At 67.5% G+C, this 15,178-nt stretch carries 15 protein-coding genes and 1 pseudogene; 10 read left to right on the top strand and 6 right to left on the bottom strand.

The window, feature by feature from the left end; all coding sequences use genetic code 11:
• The first annotated feature begins 608 nt into the window (after nucleotides 1-608).
• Nucleotides 609-1,283, top strand: a complete 675-nt coding sequence (locus tag ACRY_RS19185; protein ID WP_231295266.1) for a hypothetical protein — start codon at nucleotides 609-611, stop codon at nucleotides 1,281-1,283.
• Between the two features lie 74 nt (nucleotides 1,284-1,357).
• Here ACRY_RS19185 and glmS read toward each other — a convergent pair whose 3' ends face one another.
• Together glmS and glmU are read right to left on the bottom strand one after the other, a co-directional pair.
• Complete coding sequence (gene glmS, locus ACRY_RS13850) at nucleotides 1,358-3,181, bottom strand: glutamine--fructose-6-phosphate transaminase (isomerizing) (protein WP_012039929.1); 1,824 nt, start codon at nucleotides 3,179-3,181, stop codon at nucleotides 1,358-1,360.
• The gene (gene glmU, locus ACRY_RS13845; RefSeq protein ID WP_012039928.1) at nucleotides 3,181-4,494 is read right to left on the bottom strand and encodes a bifunctional UDP-N-acetylglucosamine diphosphorylase/glucosamine-1-phosphate N-acetyltransferase GlmU; all 1,314 of its coding nucleotides are present in this window, start codon (nucleotides 4,492-4,494) and stop codon (nucleotides 3,181-3,183) included. The genes glmS and glmU overlap by 1 nt, the downstream gene beginning before the upstream one ends.
• Before the next feature lie 72 nt (nucleotides 4,495-4,566).
• On the opposite strand from glmU, the gene gph reads away from it, so the two are divergent.
• The 9 genes and pseudogenes from gph to ACRY_RS13800 all read left to right on the top strand — a co-directional run bounded on the left by gph (nucleotide 4,567) and on the right by ACRY_RS13800 (nucleotide 11,645).
• Nucleotides 4,567-5,217: a phosphoglycolate phosphatase gene (gene gph, locus ACRY_RS13840; protein WP_012039927.1), complete on the top strand. Its 651-nt coding sequence runs from the start codon at nucleotides 4,567-4,569 to the stop codon at nucleotides 5,215-5,217.
• Between the two features lie 121 nt (nucleotides 5,218-5,338).
• Nucleotides 5,339-5,806 (top strand): annotated as a pseudogene (locus tag ACRY_RS13835) (SUF system Fe-S cluster assembly regulator).
• A gap of 8 nt (nucleotides 5,807-5,814) precedes the next feature.
• A complete protein-coding gene (gene sufB, locus ACRY_RS13830; RefSeq protein ID WP_007422813.1) occupies nucleotides 5,815-7,266 on the top strand; it encodes a Fe-S cluster assembly protein SufB in 1,452 nt (483 codons plus the stop codon).
• 9 nt (nucleotides 7,267-7,275) lie between these two features.
• Nucleotides 7,276-8,019 (top strand): Fe-S cluster assembly ATPase SufC, encoded by a 744-nt coding sequence (gene sufC / locus ACRY_RS13825; RefSeq protein WP_012039925.1) that lies wholly within the window; start codon nucleotides 7,276-7,278, stop codon nucleotides 8,017-8,019.
• On the top strand, nucleotides 8,016-9,215 hold the full coding sequence (sufD, locus tag ACRY_RS13820) for a Fe-S cluster assembly protein SufD (RefSeq protein WP_012039924.1): 1,200 nt from the start codon (nucleotides 8,016-8,018) through the stop codon (nucleotides 9,213-9,215). Before sufC ends, sufD begins: the two co-directional genes overlap by 4 nt.
• Entirely contained in the window at nucleotides 9,212-10,456 is a 1,245-nt protein-coding gene (locus ACRY_RS13815; RefSeq protein ID WP_012039923.1) for an aminotransferase class V-fold PLP-dependent enzyme, read from the top strand. The genes sufD and ACRY_RS13815 overlap by 4 nt, the downstream gene beginning before the upstream one ends.
• Nucleotides 10,453-10,908: a Fe-S cluster assembly sulfur transfer protein SufU gene (gene sufU, locus ACRY_RS13810; RefSeq protein WP_007422209.1), complete on the top strand. Its 456-nt coding sequence runs from the start codon at nucleotides 10,453-10,455 to the stop codon at nucleotides 10,906-10,908. Before ACRY_RS13815 ends, sufU begins: the two co-directional genes overlap by 4 nt.
• The gene (locus ACRY_RS13805; protein WP_012039922.1) at nucleotides 10,898-11,263 is read left to right on the top strand and encodes a DUF59 domain-containing protein; all 366 of its coding nucleotides are present in this window, start codon (nucleotides 10,898-10,900) and stop codon (nucleotides 11,261-11,263) included. The genes sufU and ACRY_RS13805 overlap by 11 nt, the downstream gene beginning before the upstream one ends.
• 10 nt (nucleotides 11,264-11,273) lie before the next feature.
• Nucleotides 11,274-11,645, top strand: a complete 372-nt coding sequence (locus tag ACRY_RS13800) for a HesB/IscA family protein (RefSeq protein WP_012039921.1) — start codon at nucleotides 11,274-11,276, stop codon at nucleotides 11,643-11,645.
• Nucleotides 11,646-11,789: 144 nt separating this feature from the next.
• Here the strand turns inward: ACRY_RS13800 and hisI are convergent, their stop codons facing one another.
• Genes hisI through ACRY_RS13780 form a run of 4 tightly spaced genes read right to left on the bottom strand, consistent with a single transcriptional unit; the run spans nucleotide 11,790 to nucleotide 15,175 of the window.
• The gene (gene hisI, locus ACRY_RS13795; protein WP_012039920.1) at nucleotides 11,790-12,140 is read right to left on the bottom strand and encodes a phosphoribosyl-AMP cyclohydrolase; all 351 of its coding nucleotides are present in this window, start codon (nucleotides 12,138-12,140) and stop codon (nucleotides 11,790-11,792) included.
• Entirely contained in the window at nucleotides 12,137-13,393 is a 1,257-nt protein-coding gene (metC, locus tag ACRY_RS13790; RefSeq protein ID WP_007422205.1) for a cystathionine beta-lyase, read from the bottom strand. Before metC ends, hisI begins: the two co-directional genes overlap by 4 nt.
• Nucleotides 13,390-14,244 carry a sulfurtransferase gene (locus tag ACRY_RS13785; RefSeq protein WP_012039919.1) on the bottom strand — a complete coding sequence of 285 codons (855 nt, stop codon included), beginning with the start codon at nucleotides 14,242-14,244 and terminating at the stop codon, nucleotides 13,390-13,392. Before ACRY_RS13785 ends, metC begins: the two co-directional genes overlap by 4 nt.
• Before the next feature lie 52 nt (nucleotides 14,245-14,296).
• Nucleotides 14,297-15,175 carry a helix-turn-helix domain-containing protein gene (locus ACRY_RS13780; protein WP_007422203.1) on the bottom strand — a complete coding sequence of 293 codons (879 nt, stop codon included), beginning with the start codon at nucleotides 15,173-15,175 and terminating at the stop codon, nucleotides 14,297-14,299.
• Nucleotides 15,176-15,178: the final 3 nt, after the last annotated feature.

The raw sequence follows: 15,178 nt of genomic DNA, 5'->3' as shown, positions 1-15,178 counted from the left end.
GCCGGGCTTGATCGTGGAGCGCAAGATGCTCGTTGGCGGTGTTGTGCAGATGTCGGGCCGGCTGTCCGCTTCGCAGGCAACGTGTCCGGACTACGGCACGCCGTCGACATCCTGCAACAGCCGGCGCGATCGCATGCTCTCGGAAATGCCCGTCAGTGGGAGCGCGGTCCAGCTTCGGCTATTGATACGACGTTTCGGTGCGGACACGCCTCTTGCCGGCGGCAAACGCTCAGCGAGCCGTTAGCACCCGCATTTGGCCGCCGGTACGGTCGGTGGGTCGGGCGCTGCAATGCGCTGGTGTGCGCGGTGACCCGCTGACAGAGCCACCGCCGCCCGCGCGGGTGAATCGGTATCGACGACTTCTCCTGGCGCCGCGGGGATAGCGACGGCGGCGTCGTCGTCGATCTCGAAGTCGTCAGGTCATCGACCTGTTGACGGACAGGTGGCGCGAGACCGTGACCGCCTGGCTTGAGCAGAGCCCGCAGGTCGAGATCATCTGCCCCGTGATCGCGGCCCTGGCTATGGCGCTGCCGCCACCGCAGCGGCGCCCCAGGCGCGTCAGGTAGCCGAGCGCTGGCACATGTTCGAGAATGCGTCTGCGGTGTTCCTTGCGCGGTTCGATCCGAGATGCAGTGCCTGCGCCGTACGCCCGCACCCGCGCGGCCGGTCATCCCGCGACCCTGACCCGCGCCGAGCATATCCAGTGGGATGGCACTCAGCTTCGCCAGGCACTCAACCGACAAATTGTGGATCTTGCCGGGCGAGGCGTGCCGATCAAGGCGATGGAGCGCACCACCGGCGCGTCGTGCCAGACGTTCCGCAAGATCCTGAGCGGCCAGCGCCACGATACATTCTGGCAGCGTCAGAGCGCGCTCGATGCCTGGTCGCTCACGCTCGAGGCCGAGTGGAACGCAGGACGCAGGGTTGGTTCCGAACTCTGGCGGCGCTTGAAGGCATCAGGCTTTACAGGCTCGCTGCGCATGGTCAGCGAACGGACCACGCGCCGCCGCTGTCTCGTCGCCATGGGCCAGCGGTCAGGTCGAAGGCAAAATTACACGCCTCAAATCCATAAAGTGCCAGATGTACGGCCGCGCCAAGATCGATTTGCTCAAGGCGCGGTTCATGGTGCCCGCATGACCACATCTGCAGGGAATTTGAGTCAGACCCTGCCATCCATGCCGGCCACCTTCACCAGTACGGATTCTGGATCAGAATTCTGCGCAAGCTGGAATCGCCCATCAATTCAATCCGATCGCAAAACACCCGAGGATAAATCTCTATGATCTGGAATACATCTTTATTATCTGGTTCACAATTTCATTATCCATCGACAACTAAAATTCGTCCCGATGATTGATTATTCGACGGTTACCGATTTCGCAAGATTACGAGGCTGATCGACATCGGTGCCCTTGAGGACGGCGACATGGTAGGCGAGAAGCTGAACCGGGATCGCGTAGAGAATGGGCGCGACGAACGGATCGCACTCGGTGATGATGATGGTCCGGTTCGCGATGCCAGCGAGGCGGGCGGCGCCGGCCTTGTCGCTGAACAGTATGATCCGTCCACCGCGTGCCGCGGCTTCCTGCAGGTTGGACGCAGTCTTTTCGAAGAGCGGGCCGGAAGGCAGCACGGCGATGACCGGCACCGAGGGATCGATCAGCGCGATCGGCCCGTGCTTCATTTCGCCGGCGGGGTATCCTTCGGCGTGGATATAGCTCAGTTCCTTCAGCTTCAGCGCGCCTTCGAGGGCGATCGGCATCATCGAGCCGCGGCCGAAGAACAGCACGTCGCGCGCATCGCGGATGTCTTCGGCAAGGGCGCGGATCTCCGTATCATCGGCAAGGAGCTGGGCCATCTTGCCGGGAAGCTCCATCAAGGCGGCGACCAGCGGCGCGATTTCCGCATCGCTCCGCGCGCCGCGGGCGCGGGCGAGGGCGAGGGTGAAGCCGGCGAGCACGGCGAGCTGTGCGGTAAAGGCCTTGGTGCTGGCAACACTGATTTCCGGGCCGGCGATGGTTTCCAGCATCAGGTCGCTCTCGCGCGCCATCGTGCTTTCCGGCACGTTGACCACCGACATCACCTTGCAGCCCTGGCGCTTCATGTAGCGCAGCGCCGCCATGGTATCGGCGGTTTCGCCGGACTGGCTGATGACGAGGCCGAGCCCCGCGGGGTCGAGCGGTGGCTCGCGGTAGCGGAACTCGCTGGCTACATCAGCATCGACGGCGATCCGCGCGATCTCCTCCAGCCAGTAACGCGCCGTCAGACCGGCATAGTAGGCCGAGCCGCAGGCCGAGAGGCTGATGCGCGGAATGGCGGCGAGGTCGACCGCGAGGTCCGGCAGGACCGGCAGGCGGGTTGCCGGGTCGATCATGCGGTTCAGCGTGTCGCCGATGATCGCGGGGTTCTCGTGCAGCTCCTTTTCCATGAAATGGCGGAAATTGCCCTTGCCGATGGACGCGCCGGTCAGGCGGGTCAGCTTGACCTCGCGGGTGACCGGGTTGTTCGCGGCGTCGCGGAATTCGGCACCGCTGCGCGACACGATCACCCAGTCGCCATCGTCGAGATAGGCGATGCGGCGGGTCAGCGGCGCGAGGGCAAGGGCATCGGAGCCGAGATACATCTCCTCCTCGCCGAAGCCGACCGCGAGCGGGGCGCCGCGCTGCGCGCCGATGATCAGCTCGGGATGACCGGCGAAGATCAGCGCCAGCGCATAGGCGCCTTCGAGCCGGGCGAAGGCGGCGGCGGCGGCCTCGACCGGGGCGAGGCCGCGGGCGAGATGAAGATCGACGAGCTGGGCAACGGTTTCGGTGTCGGTCTCGGTGGAGAAGACCTGGCCGGCGGCTTCGAGCTCGGCGCGCAGTTCGGCATGGTTCTCGATGATGCCGTTATGCACGACGGCGACGCGGGCGGTGCCGTGCGGATGGGCGTTGCCTTCGGTGGGCGCGCCATGCGTCGCCCAGCGGGTGTGGCCGATGCCGGTGGTGCCGGCGAGCGGTGCCGCGGCGAGGCTGGCGGCGAGGTTGGCGAGCTTGCCCTCGGCCCGGCGGCGGGTGATCGCGCCCTCGACCAGGGTGGCGATGCCGGCGCTGTCATAGCCGCGATAGGCGAGGCGGGAGAGACCGTCGAGCAGCAGGGGGGCGGCGTCGTTCCGCCCGATCAGTCCAACAATGCCGCACATCAGCGTTTTCCCTTCGTCATGCGCAGTTCGGCCGCGCGGCCGGGTTTTTCGACCTGCCGGCCGCGCGCGAGCGCCAGCGCATCCGCCGCCACCGGGTCGGTGATGACGCTGCCGGCGGCGATGATCGCGCGGTCGCCCACCGAAACAGGGGCGACGAGGGCGACGTCCGAGCCGATGAAGGCGTCGGCGCCGATCGTGGTGCGGTGCTTGGCGAAGCCGTCGTAATTGCAGGTGATGGTGCCGGCGCCGATATTGGCGCGCGGACCGATTTCGGCATCGCCGAGATAGGTCAGGTGGTTGGCCTTGGCGCCGGCACCGAGGCGGGCGGCCTTGAGCTCGACGAAATTGCCGACATGGGCGCCGGCGCCGATGTCGCTGCCTGGGCGCAGCCGCGCATAGGGGCCGATGATGGCGCCGGCGGAGATGGCGCAGCCCTCGAGATGGGAGAAGGCGCGGATCGTGACATCCGGCCCGACCGTCACGCCGGGGCCGAAGACGACATGCGGCTCGATCGTGACATCGGCGGCGAGTGCCGTGTCGGCGGCGAGGAAGACGGTTTCGGGGGCGGTCATCGTCACCCCGGCGGCGAGGGCGGCGGCGCGCAGGCGGGACTGCATCGCCGCCTCGGCGGCGGCGAGCTCGGCGCGGGAATTCACGCCCCGGCATTCGTCCCACGGCGCCTCGACCACGGCGACGGAGGCACCCTCGGCGCGGGCGACGGCGACGAGGTCGGTAAGGTAGTATTCGCCTTTCGCGTTGTCGTTGCCGATGTTCCCGAGCCAGCGGCGCATGTCGGCGGCGGCGGCGGAGAAGCCGCCGACATTGCACAGGCCGACGGCGCGCTCGGCCTCGGTCGCGTCGGCGAATTCGACGATGCGTTCGGCGAAGCCGGCGGGCCCGATGATGCGGCCGAAGGCGCCGGGTTCCGGCGGGCGGGTGCCGAGCAGCACCAGCGCCGCATCCCCCGCGCCGAGCCGCGCGCCGAGGCGCTGGAGAGTCGGGCCGGTGACCAGCGGATTGTCGCCATAGACGAGGGTGACGGCGCCGGCACCGAAATGGTCCGCGGCGGCGAGGGCTGCATGGGCGGTGCCGAGGCGCTCGCGCTGGATCACGGTCGGGTGCGGGGCGGCGGCGCGGGCGACTTCGTCCATGTCCGGCCCGGTGACGACCACGGTGGCCGCGAAGGCCGTCTTGCAGGCGGCGAGGAGATGGGCGAGCATCGGCCGGCCGGCGATGTGGTGCAACACCTTGGGTCGGCTCGACTTCATGCGGGTGCCGAGGCCGGCGGCAAGAATCACGGCGGTATTGTGCATGAGCGAAGCGGTAGCCCTGGCCAGCCGCGCCTGTAAAGTGTCCGGCCATCAAATAGGATTTCGGAGTGTGTCATGAATGCTGCACGCGGTGTTGTTTTCGATCTGGACGGCACGGTCATCGACAGCCTGCCGGATCTCGCGGCAGCGCTGAATCGCTCCCTCGCGCGCCATGGCATGGCGCCGGTCCCTCGGGAAGAGGTGGCGCCGATGGTCGGCGATGGCGCGAAAATGTTGCTGAAGCGGGGCTATGAAGCTCGCGGAATGACGCCGGATGACGAGGACGAGGCCATCTTCCTCGCCGATTACGAGGCCCATGTGACCGACCTGACCGAGCCCTATCCGGGCATCGCCGAGGCGCTCGGCACGTTGGCCGCGCGCGGCTACAGCCTGGGGATGTGCACCAACAAGCCGGAGGCCTCGGCGCGCAAGGTGCTGGCGGCGCTGGACCTCGATCGCTTCTTCCCGGTCCTGATCGGCGGCGACGCCACCACGTTCCGCAAGCCCGACCCCCGCCATCTCGGCGCGGTGCTCGAGGCAATGGCGGTCGGCAAGGATGCGGCGGTGATGGTCGGCGACCACCACAACGACATCGCCACCGCGGACGGGCTGGGCGTGGCGTCCATCTTCGTCCGTTGGGGGTATGGGCGCGCGGAAGCGACGGTGTCGATCGACGAAACGGCGGCGCTCGTGCCGGCGGTGGAGCGCCTGCTCGGGGCGGGCTGATCGGCTGCCCCGCGCACGCGGCCGATTCGCGTGGGCGCCATCCCGCAACCGGCCTTGACGGGCGCTGCCCGATAGCCCATGTGCGGAAACAGGACCTGCATTGTCCGCAATCGGGTGAACCATGTTGAGATTGTCACGACTGACCGACTACGCCGTGGTGGTTCTGGTGCGTCTGGCCCAGGCTGGATGCGTCGAGACCGCGCCCTCGATCGCCGCCGGAACCGGCATCCCGGAGCCGACCGTGGCGAAGGTGCTGAAGGGATTGGCGCAATCCGGCCTCGTGTCGTCGCAGCGTGGCGCGCATGGCGGGTATCGGCTCGGGCGGCCGCTCGCCGCGATTCCGATCGCCGATGTGATCGTGGCGATCGACGGACCCATTGCGCTGACCGCCTGCGTCGAAGGCACCGGCGGATCGTGAGACAGCGCTTCGCTGTGCCCGATGGCGGGGCGCTGGGGCGTCGTGAACGATGCGATCAGCGATGCGCTCAACGCGATCTCGCTGGATGACATGCAGGCGGCCGCATTGCCCAGGGCGTTGCGGGTCGAAGGATCGGATGTCGCGGCGCGCGCGCCGTCAACTGTCGAATAGGGGTTTCCATGCCTGCCGTGAACGAGACGATCGAGACCGTCGACCGGATATCCGGCGGCGGCTACAAGTTCGGCTTCGAGACCAATATCGAGATGGAGTTCGCGCCCAAGGGGCTGAACGAGGACATCGTCCGGCTCATCTCGGCGAAGAAGGGCGAGCCGGAATGGCTGCTCGAATGGCGGCTCAAGGCCTATCGCGCCTGGCTCTCCATGGAAGACCCGGCTTGGGCGCGCATCCGCCATCCGAAAATCGACTATCAGGACCTGCATTATTACGCGGCGCCGAAGAAGCCGGCGCCGAAGTCGCTGGACGAGGTCGATCCCGAACTTCTCGCGATGTACGAGAAGCTCGGCATTCCGCTGAACGAGCGCGCGGCGCTGGCGGGAATCGCCGTCGATGCCGTGTTCGACAGCGTTTCGGTCGCGACCACGTTCCGGGAGTCGCTGGCCAAGGCCGGGGTGATCTTCTGCTCGATTTCCGAGGCGGTGCGCGAGCATCCCGATCTGGTACGGAAATATCTCGGCAGCGTCGTGCCGGCGGGCGACAACTATTACGCGGCGCTGAACTCGGCGGTGTTTTCCGATGGCAGCTTCGTCTTCGTGCCGAAGGGCGTGCGCTGCCCGATGGAGCTTTCGACCTATTTCCGCATCAACGCCCGCAACACCGGCCAGTTCGAGCGCACACTGATCGTCGCCGAGGCTGGGGCCAGCGTGTCGTATCTCGAGGGCTGCACGGCGCCGATGCGCGACGAGAACCAGCTTCACGCCGCGGTGGTCGAGCTCGTGGCGCTCGACGAGGCGACGATCAAGTATTCGACCGTGCAGAACTGGTATCCGGGCGATGCCGAGGGGCGCGGCGGCATCTATAACTTCGTGACCAAGCGCGGCGCCTGCCGGGGGCGGAACTCGAAGATTTCCTGGACCCAGGTGGAAACCGGCTCGGCGATCACCTGGAAATATCCCTCCTGCATCCTGCAGGGCGAGGGCTCGACCGGCGAGTTCTACTCGGTGGCGGTGACGAACAATTTCCAGCAGGCCGATACCGGCACCAAGATGATCCATCTGGCGCCGAACACGACGAGCACGATCGTCTCCAAGGGGATTTCGGCCGGACGCTCGAACAACACCTATCGCGGCCTGGTGCGGATCATGCCGCGGGCGACGAATGCGCGGAACTTCACCCAGTGCGACAGTCTGCTGATCGGCGATCGCTGCGGCGCGCATACGGTGCCCTATATCGAGAGTCGCAACCGCACCGCCAAGGTGGAGCACGAGGCGACAACCTCGAAGATCGCCGATGACCAGCTGTTCTACTGCCGCTCGCGCGGGCTTTCGGAAGAGGACGCGGTGGGGCTGCTGGTCAACGGCTTCTGCCGGGACGTTTTGAAGGAATTGCCGATGGAGTTCGCGGTCGAGGCGCAGAAGCTGCTCGCCGTGTCTCTCGAAGGCTCCGTGGGCTGAGGACGCAACATGCTTGAAATCAAGGGACTGACCGCGACCATCGATGGCAAGGAGATCCTGCGCGGGATCGACCTGACCGTGCCGGAGGGCGAGGTGCACGCGATCATGGGGCCGAACGGGGCGGGAAAATCCACCCTGTCCTACGTGCTGTCGGGCCGCGAGGGCTACGAGGTCACCGGCGGCAGCGTGACGTATAACGGCGCCGACCTGCTGGCGATGGAGCCGGAAGAGCGGGCGGCGGCGGGTGTGTTCCTCGCCTTCCAGTATCCGGTCGAACTGCCGGGGGTGGGCAACGCCAATTTCATCCGCACCGCGCTGAACGCGATCCGCCGGGCGCGCGGCGAGGCGGAGCTCGACGCCGTTCAGTTCCTCAAGGAAGCGCGGGCGGCGGTGAAGGCGCTGAAAATGCCGGACGACATGCTGAAGCGGAACGTCAATGTCGGGTTCTCGGGCGGCGAGAAGAAGCGCAACGAGGTGCTGCAGATGGCACTGCTGAAGCCGACCCTGGCGCTGCTCGACGAGACCGACTCCGGGCTCGATATCGATGCGCTCAAGATCGTCGCCGAAGGGGTGAACGCGCTGCGCGGGCCCAGTTTCTCGGCGTTGGTGATCACGCATTATCAGCGGCTGCTCGACCATATCGTGCCGGACCGGGTGCATGTGCTGGCGGCCGGCAAGATCGTCCGCTCCGGTGGGCCGGAGCTTGCGCGCGAACTGGAGGCCAACGGTTATGCGGGGCTGGAGGCGGCATGAGCGGGACTGACCTGCTCGACGGTTTCGATCTCGCCGCGCTGCCGGGCGCGGCCGCGCGGGAGGCGGCGGCAGCGCGGGTGCGCGCCGGCGGCTGGCCGACGAAGCGCGACGAGGCCTGGCACTATACCGATCTCGCGGCCGGGCTGCGCGGTTTTGCTCTCGGCCCCGCCCCGGCGGTGGAGGTCGCGGCTGAACTGCCGGAGGGGCCGCGCGTCGTGTTCGTCAACGGCCGGTTCGATGCCGCGCGTTCGGCGGCGCCCGACTGGGTGAGCCAGCTGGGCGATGCGGCGGCGGATCCGGCGCGCGGCGGCGTGGTCGTCGCGCTGAACACCGCGCTGGCGGAGGATGGCGTGGCCATCACCCTGGCGCCGGGCCAGCAGGGCGGCACGCTGTTCCTGGTGGCGCTGGCGGCGGGCCGGGGCGAGACGATGCCGGCCATCGCGCCGCGCCACCGGATCGTGCTCGGCGCCGGTGCGACGCTGACGCTGATCGAGACGGCGCGTGGCGAGGGCAGCTACCTGCATGCGCCGGTCTTCGAGGTTGACCTCGGCGCGGGGGCGCGGCTCAACCATTATCGGCTCCAGGACGAATCCGCCGAGGCGGTGCATGTCGCGACCATCTTCGCCGAGATCGCGGGCGGAGCGGGCTATGAGAGCTTCACCCTCAATCGCGGCGCCCGGCTCAGCCGCAACGAGACCCATGCGCGGCTGACCGGCCCGGCGGCGGATGTGCATCTCAACGCGGCGCAACTGCTCGCCGGCACCCAGCATGGCGACGTGACCACGGTGGTGCGGCACGACGCGCCGGACTGCGCCTCGCGGCAGACGGTGAAATCGGTCCTGGCCGGGGCGGCGCGCGGTGTCTTCCAGGGCCGGATCGAGGTCGATCGCATCGCGCAGAAGACCGACGGCTATCAGATGAACCAGGCGCTGCTGCTCTCCGACGAGGCGGAGATCGACAGCAAGCCGGAGCTGGAAATCTTCGCCGACGACGTGAAGTGCAGCCATGGCGCGACGATCGGCGCGCTCGACCCCGAACAGCTTTTCTACCTGCGCAGCCGCGGCGTGCCGGCGGCGGAGGCAAAATCGATCCTGATCCGCGCCTTTCTCGACGAGGCGCTGGAGCCGGTGACCGATGAGGCGGCGCGGGCCGTCTTCGAGGCGGCGATCGGCGCCTGGTGGCGGGAGGGGGCATGAGCGCGGCCATCGAGCAGCCCGGCTTCGACATCGCGCGCATCCGCGCCGATTTCCCCATCCTGTCGCAGACGGTGCATGGCAAGAAACTGGTGTTTCTCGATAGCGGCGCCTCGGCGCAGAAGCCGCGCGCGGTGATCGATGCGATGGTCCGCTCGATGGAGACACGCTACGCCAATGTCCATCGCGGGCTGCACTGGCTGAGCGAGCGCGCCTCGGACGACTACGAGGCCGCGCGCGACAAGGCGGCGGCTTTCCTTAACGCGGCGCGGGAGGAGATCGTCTTCGTGCGCAACGCGACCGAGGGGATCAACCTCGTCGCCGCGACCTTCGGCCGGTCGGCGCTGCGTCCGGGCGATGCGGTGGTGGTGAGCGAGATGGAGCACCACGCCAATCTCGTGCCCTGGCAGATGCTGCGGGATTCGCACGGGATCGAGCTGCGCATCGCGAAGATCACCGATGCCGGCGAGCTCGACTTCGCCGATCTGGAGCGGCAATTCGCCGATGGGCGGGTGCGGCTGCTGGCGATCACCCATATGTCGAACGTGCTCGGCACCTACACGCCGGTGGAGCGGCTTGCCGCCTTTGCGCACGAGCGCGGGGCGCGGCTGCTGCTCGATGGCGCGCAGGCGGTGGTGCACCGGGCGGTGGACGTCCGTGCGATCGATGCGGATTTCTACGTGTTCTCCGGCCACAAGCTCTACGGGCCGTCCGGCATCGGGGTGCTGTTCGGCAAGCGCGAGCTGCTCGACGCGATGCCGCCCTTCCTCGGCGGCGGCGACATGATCCGCAGCGTGAGCTACGAAAAATCGACCTGGGCGGAGCCGCCCTACCGGTTCGAGGCGGGAACGCCGGCGATCGTCGAGGCGGTGGGTCTCGCGGCAGCGATCGATTATGTGAACGCGATCGGGTTTCCGGCGATCGCGTCGCATGAGCGGGCGCTGACCGATCACGCGCTGGCGACGCTCGATGCGATCGGCGGCGTCCATGTGGTCGGGCGGGCGCAGGACCGCGGCGGGGTCGTCGCCTTCACCATGGACGGGGTGCATGCGCACGACGTCGCCACCCTGCTCGACAAGCAGGGGATCGCGGTGCGGGCCGGGCATCATTGCGCCGAACCGCTGACCCGCCGGCTCGGGCTCGACAGCACCGCCCGCGCGACGTTCGGCGTCTATACGACGATGGAGGAGATCGACGCGCTGGCGGCGGGGCTGCGGCGCGTGCAGCAGGTGTTCGGCGGATGAGCGGTGCGGCGGATGTCGGCGATCTCTACCAGCGGCTGATCATGGAGCGCGCCCGCGCGCCGCTGCATGCCGGCCGGCCGGCGCGCTTCGATGCCGAGGCGGAGGGCGACAACCCGATGTGCGGCGACCGGGTGCATCTGCGCCTGAGCTGCGCGGGCGGGGCGATCGGCGAGGTGTGGCACGAGACCCGCGGCTGCGCGATCTGCGTCGCCTCGGCCGATCTGATGGCGGATGCGGTGGCCGGGCGCTCGCGCGCGGCGGCCGAGGAGCTTGCCGACGCCTTCGAGGCGATGGTGGCGACCGGGGCGGTGCCCGACCGCGAGGATTTCAGCGAATTGCGGGCGCTGTCGGGCGTTCATGAATATCGCTCGCGCCACCGCTGCGCCACACTTCCCTGGCAGGCGCTGCGCGCCGCGCTGACCAAGACGATGGAGACCGGACATGGCGGATGACATGGCCAGGACCGAACCCGTGACCACCTGGACGCCGGAGGGCGAAACCGCGCCGCTGGTGAGCGAGGAGAACGTGATCGCGGCGATTTCCACGGTCTATGACCCGGAAATTCCGGTGAACATCTTCGAGCTCGGCCTGATCTACGCGATCGAGATCGAGGGTGGGGCGGTGAAGGTGGAGATGACGCTGACCGCGCCAGCCTGCCCCAGCGCGCAGGAACTGCCCGAGGCGGTGCGCCTCGCGGTGGGGACGGTGCCGGGGGTGAGCGAGGTAGAGGTCGAGACCGTGTGGGATCCGCCCTGGGATCCCTCGCGGATGAGCGACGAGGCGCGCCTCGCCCTCAACATGTTCTGAGGAGTCTGCGATGACCACGATCCGCACCGAATCCGCACCGCCCCGCCGCAGCCTGCCGCCGCTGATGCAGCTGACCGATGCCGCCGCCGATCGCCTTCGCGCGCTGTATGAAAACGGCCAGCAGGGCCGGCTGCTGCGAATCAGTGTTGGTACCAAGGGGTGTTCCGGCCTGTCCTACGAGATGAACTGGGTGGACGAGCCGGCGCCGACCGACGAACAGGTGAGCGACAAGGGGGTCACGGTGCTGATCGACCGCAAGGCCACCCTGTTCCTCATCGGCACGGTGATGGACTACAAGGTGGAAAAATTCACCTCGGGCTTCACCTTCGAAAACCCGAACGAGAAGGGCCGCTGTGGCTGCGGCGAGAGTTTCCACGTCTGACGCGCCGCGTTGACGCCGCGGCCTGACGGCCGAAAACTGCTTAGAGCATCATCCGATCAGATGGAGTCATCTGATCGGATGGCGATGCTCTGTTTATCAATATGATAGAGCACTACATCCGATCCGAAAGGATCGGAAAGTGCTCTAGGCGATCTCCTCCAGCCCGTCTTTGGTGACACGGCGGAAGAAGCAGTTATGCGCGCCGGTGTGGCACGCCGGCCCGGTCTGCTCGACAAGGAGCAGCAGCGTATCGCCATCGCAGTCGAGCCGCATCTCTACGAGGCGCTGCACATGGCCCGAGCTTTCGCCCTTGCGCCAGAGCTTCCCCCGGCTGCGGCTGAAGTAGCAGACCTGCCCGGTGGAGAGGCTCTCGGCGATCGACTCCGCGTTCATCCAGGCCATCATCAGCACCTCGCCGGTATCGTGCTGCTGCGCGATGGCGGGAATGAGTCCGGCTTCGTTGAAGCGGGCGGCGGTGATGACGGGGTGGGTCATGCCGTGCCGTCCGGGCTGAAGCCGTCTTGCAATTCCCCGGCCATGCAGGGCGGCGAGGCGCAGGTGGTGCGGGCCTGGCCGCGCAGCACGGCGAGGCCCTGTTCGAGATCGGCGATCAGGTCGTCGGTGTGTTCGAGGCCGATCTGCAGCCGCAGCATCTCGCCGCCGAAGCGGCCGGTGCCTTCGGTGCGGGTGATGGTGTTGGTGGTCGGCAGGGCGAGGCTCTCATAGCCGCCCCAGGACGCGCCGATGCCGAACAGGCGCAGCGCGTCGGCCATCGCGCAGACGGCGTCGTAATCATGCTCGGGCTGGAACACCACGCCGAACAGGCCGCAGGCGCCGGTGAAATCGCGCTTCCAGAATTCGTGGCCGGGGCAGGAGGGCAGGGCGGGATGCAGCACGCGCAGCACTTCCGGCCGGTCCGCGAGCCAGGTGGCGACGGCGAGGGCCGCGCGTTCCTGCTCGGCGAGGCGGACCGTGAGGGTGCGCGCGCCGCGCAGGGCCAGCCAGCAATCGTCCGGCGAGGCGTACTGGCCGAGATCGAGCGCGCCGGCGCGCAGCCAGGCCCAGTCCTCATCCGTCGCGACGGTGATGGCGCCGAGCACGATGTCGGAATGGCCGCCGACATATTTCGTCAGCGCCTGGATCGACACGTCGACCCCGTGGCGGAAGGGCTGGAAGGTGCGGATGCCCCAGGTATTGTCCATGAACAGCTTGGCGCCATGCGCGTGGGCGACGCGGGCGAGCATCGGCACGTCCTGCACCTCGAAAGTGTGGCTGCCGGGGCTCTCGGAAAAGATGGCCGTGGTTTGCGGGCGCATCAGCGCCGCCAGCCGGTCTTCGGCGATAAGCGGATCGTAATAGGTGGTGGCGACGCCATAGCGGGCGAGTACACTGTCGCAGAAGCGGCGCGTCGGGCCATAGACGGAGTCCGGCACCAGCATGTGGTCGCCCGCCTTCAGCCAGGCGAGCAGCGGCACGGTGATGGCGGCAAGGCCCGAGGAGACGATCTGGCAATGCGTGCCGCCCTCGATTTCGGCGACCACGTTTTCCAGCGCGAAATGGGTTTCGCTGCCATAGAGACCGTAGATCTCCTCCTGTTCGAGGCGGCGCTTGCCGATTTCGCGGCGCGCGGCACAGGAGGGATAGAGCACGGTGGAGCCGCGGACGAGCTTGGGATTCACATAGCCGTGCGACTTGACCGGCCGGCGTGAGGCCAGGGAGAGGCGGGTTTCGAAGCGATCTTCAGTCATGCGGGATCCTCTCCGGTGGCAACCGGGGTGTCGGGCAGGGCGCCCCATTCGGCCCATGAGCCGTCATAGAGCGCGCCCATCGGCAGGCCGGCGCGCGCCAGGCCGAGGGTGAGAACCGCGGCAGTGACGCCCGAGCCGCACATCGTGACCGGGCGGCTGGTATCGTCGATGCCGGCGGCGGCGAAGCGGGCGCGCAACGCATCCGGCGGGAGCATGGTTGCGTCAGCGCCCAGAAGTTCGGAATAGGGTAGCGAACGGGCGCCGGGGACGTGGCCGCCGCGCATGCCGGCGCGCGGCTCCGGCACTGTGGCGGCGTAGCGGCCGGCGGCCCGGGCATCGAGCACGGTTTCCGCTCGACACGCCACATTGGCTTCAATCGCCGCGCGGTCCCGCACACGGGAGGGATCGAACCGGGCAATGAAGCGGCCTAGTGGTCTCAGGTTGGCTTTGCCCTGTTCGAGCGGGCGGCCCTCGGCGCGCCATTTCGGTAATCCGCCGTCGAGCACGAAGACGTTCTCGTGGCCAAAGACGCGAAACATCCACCAGCCGCGAGCCGCCGAAAACAGGCCTCGCTGGTCATAGACCACGATCCGGCTGTCATTGCCGACCCCGAGCGCCTCGACGGCAGAGGCAAAACCTCCTTCATCCGGGAGCATATGGGGCAGGTGCGAGGTCGTATCGGCAATGCGCTCGATATCGAAGAAGGCTGCGCCCGGCAGGTGCGCCTCGTCAAACAGCGACAGCGCATCCTGTCGCTCGTTCGGCAGGTAAAACGACGCGTCGAAAACGACGAGGGCCGGGTCGTCGAGCGTTGCAGCGAGCGCTTCCGTCGAGATCAGTGGGGATGACATGCCCGAGCATTAACTCGCCGGCGAAGATTTGTCTCCCCGCCGGCGCGTCGAGTCAGGCCATGGCAGGCTCGAGCATCCGTCGCACCTCCGCGGCGGCGGCGCGGCCCTTGATGGCATCGCGCCAGGCGCCTTCGGCGATACGCTGATGCGTCATCACGGCATCTTCCGCGCTCGTAATCATGGCGACGCCGGTCTGAGCATCCGGCGGCGCGTCGGTCGAGAAGGGATTGATCGACAGCGATGCGCGCTCGCGCGCGCGCAGAATCGTAAAGGGGCCGTTCGGTTCGGCCCCGGACATGAGGCCGAATTGCAGGCCGATCGGCTCGCTCTCCATCAGTTCGACCATGCGTTCGACTTCCCTGCGAGCGGTTTCGCGGCACTTCCGACGCAGCTTTTCGGAAAGCGGCAGCGCGCTGGCGATGCCCTGCTCCATGAATCGTCGTAGCGCGGTGGTCGTGAAAATCGCGATGACCGACGGGCGGCGCGCCACGAACATGCGTTTGCGAACCGAGAGCACGCCCAGAACCTGTTCCGCCGCCGAGCGGGCCATGGCCCGATCCTGTCCGCTCGATTCCGCGTTTTCCTCGAACACCTGGGTCAGGGTCGAGTCATATTCATCCGAGGTCGTCAGGTAGCAGACCGGCCCGAAAAATTGCAGGATTTGATCGGATGTCTCCTCGATCTGTCGCAGCCTTTCGAGGTAGCCGATCGGACGGCTGTAATATTCGATGCCGATCCCGAGCAGGGTCAGCGGCGAGATCTTGAGCAGCTCCGCGAGGCGCTTGACGGTGTCGAGCTTGATGACCTCGCCTTTCTCATAGCGGTAGAGAGCCGCGCGGGATACGCCGAGACGGGCAGCAATTTCCTCGGCCTTGAGACCGGATTCCATGCGGTAGGCCCGGAGTTGCTGACCAATATCGTTAAAATGCATCAT

This window comes from Acidiphilium cryptum JF-5, assembly GCF_000016725.1.
Taxonomy (GTDB): domain Bacteria; phylum Pseudomonadota; class Alphaproteobacteria; order Acetobacterales; family Acetobacteraceae; genus Acidiphilium; species Acidiphilium multivorum.
The sequence above is the reverse complement of the archived record's forward strand: the minus strand, read 5'-3'. Positions and strand labels throughout refer to the sequence as shown.

Coding starts and splice junctions, on each gene's coding strand:
- glmS (WP_012039929.1), bottom strand. CDS start 3,181: ATGTGCGGCATTGTTGGACTGATCGGGCGGAACGACGCCGCCCCCCTG.
- glmU (WP_012039928.1), bottom strand. CDS start 4,494: ATGCACAATACCGCCGTGATTCTTGCCGCCGGCCTCGGCACCCGCATG.
- gph (WP_012039927.1), top strand. CDS start 4,567: ATGAATGCTGCACGCGGTGTTGTTTTCGATCTGGACGGCACGGTCATC.
- sufB (WP_007422813.1), top strand. CDS start 5,815: ATGCCTGCCGTGAACGAGACGATCGAGACCGTCGACCGGATATCCGGC.
- sufC (WP_012039925.1), top strand. CDS start 7,276: ATGCTTGAAATCAAGGGACTGACCGCGACCATCGATGGCAAGGAGATC.
- sufD (WP_012039924.1), top strand. CDS start 8,016: ATGAGCGGGACTGACCTGCTCGACGGTTTCGATCTCGCCGCGCTGCCG.
- ACRY_RS13815 (WP_012039923.1), top strand. CDS start 9,212: ATGAGCGCGGCCATCGAGCAGCCCGGCTTCGACATCGCGCGCATCCGC.
- sufU (WP_007422209.1), top strand. CDS start 10,453: ATGAGCGGTGCGGCGGATGTCGGCGATCTCTACCAGCGGCTGATCATG.
- ACRY_RS13805 (WP_012039922.1), top strand. CDS start 10,898: ATGGCGGATGACATGGCCAGGACCGAACCCGTGACCACCTGGACGCCG.
- ACRY_RS13800 (WP_012039921.1), top strand. CDS start 11,274: ATGACCACGATCCGCACCGAATCCGCACCGCCCCGCCGCAGCCTGCCG.
- hisI (WP_012039920.1), bottom strand. CDS start 12,140: ATGACCCACCCCGTCATCACCGCCGCCCGCTTCAACGAAGCCGGACTC.
- metC (WP_007422205.1), bottom strand. CDS start 13,393: ATGACTGAAGATCGCTTCGAAACCCGCCTCTCCCTGGCCTCACGCCGG.
- ACRY_RS13785 (WP_012039919.1), bottom strand. CDS start 14,244: ATGTCATCCCCACTGATCTCGACGGAAGCGCTCGCTGCAACGCTCGAC.
- ACRY_RS13780 (WP_007422203.1), bottom strand. CDS start 15,175: ATGCATTTTAACGATATTGGTCAGCAACTCCGGGCCTACCGCATGGAA.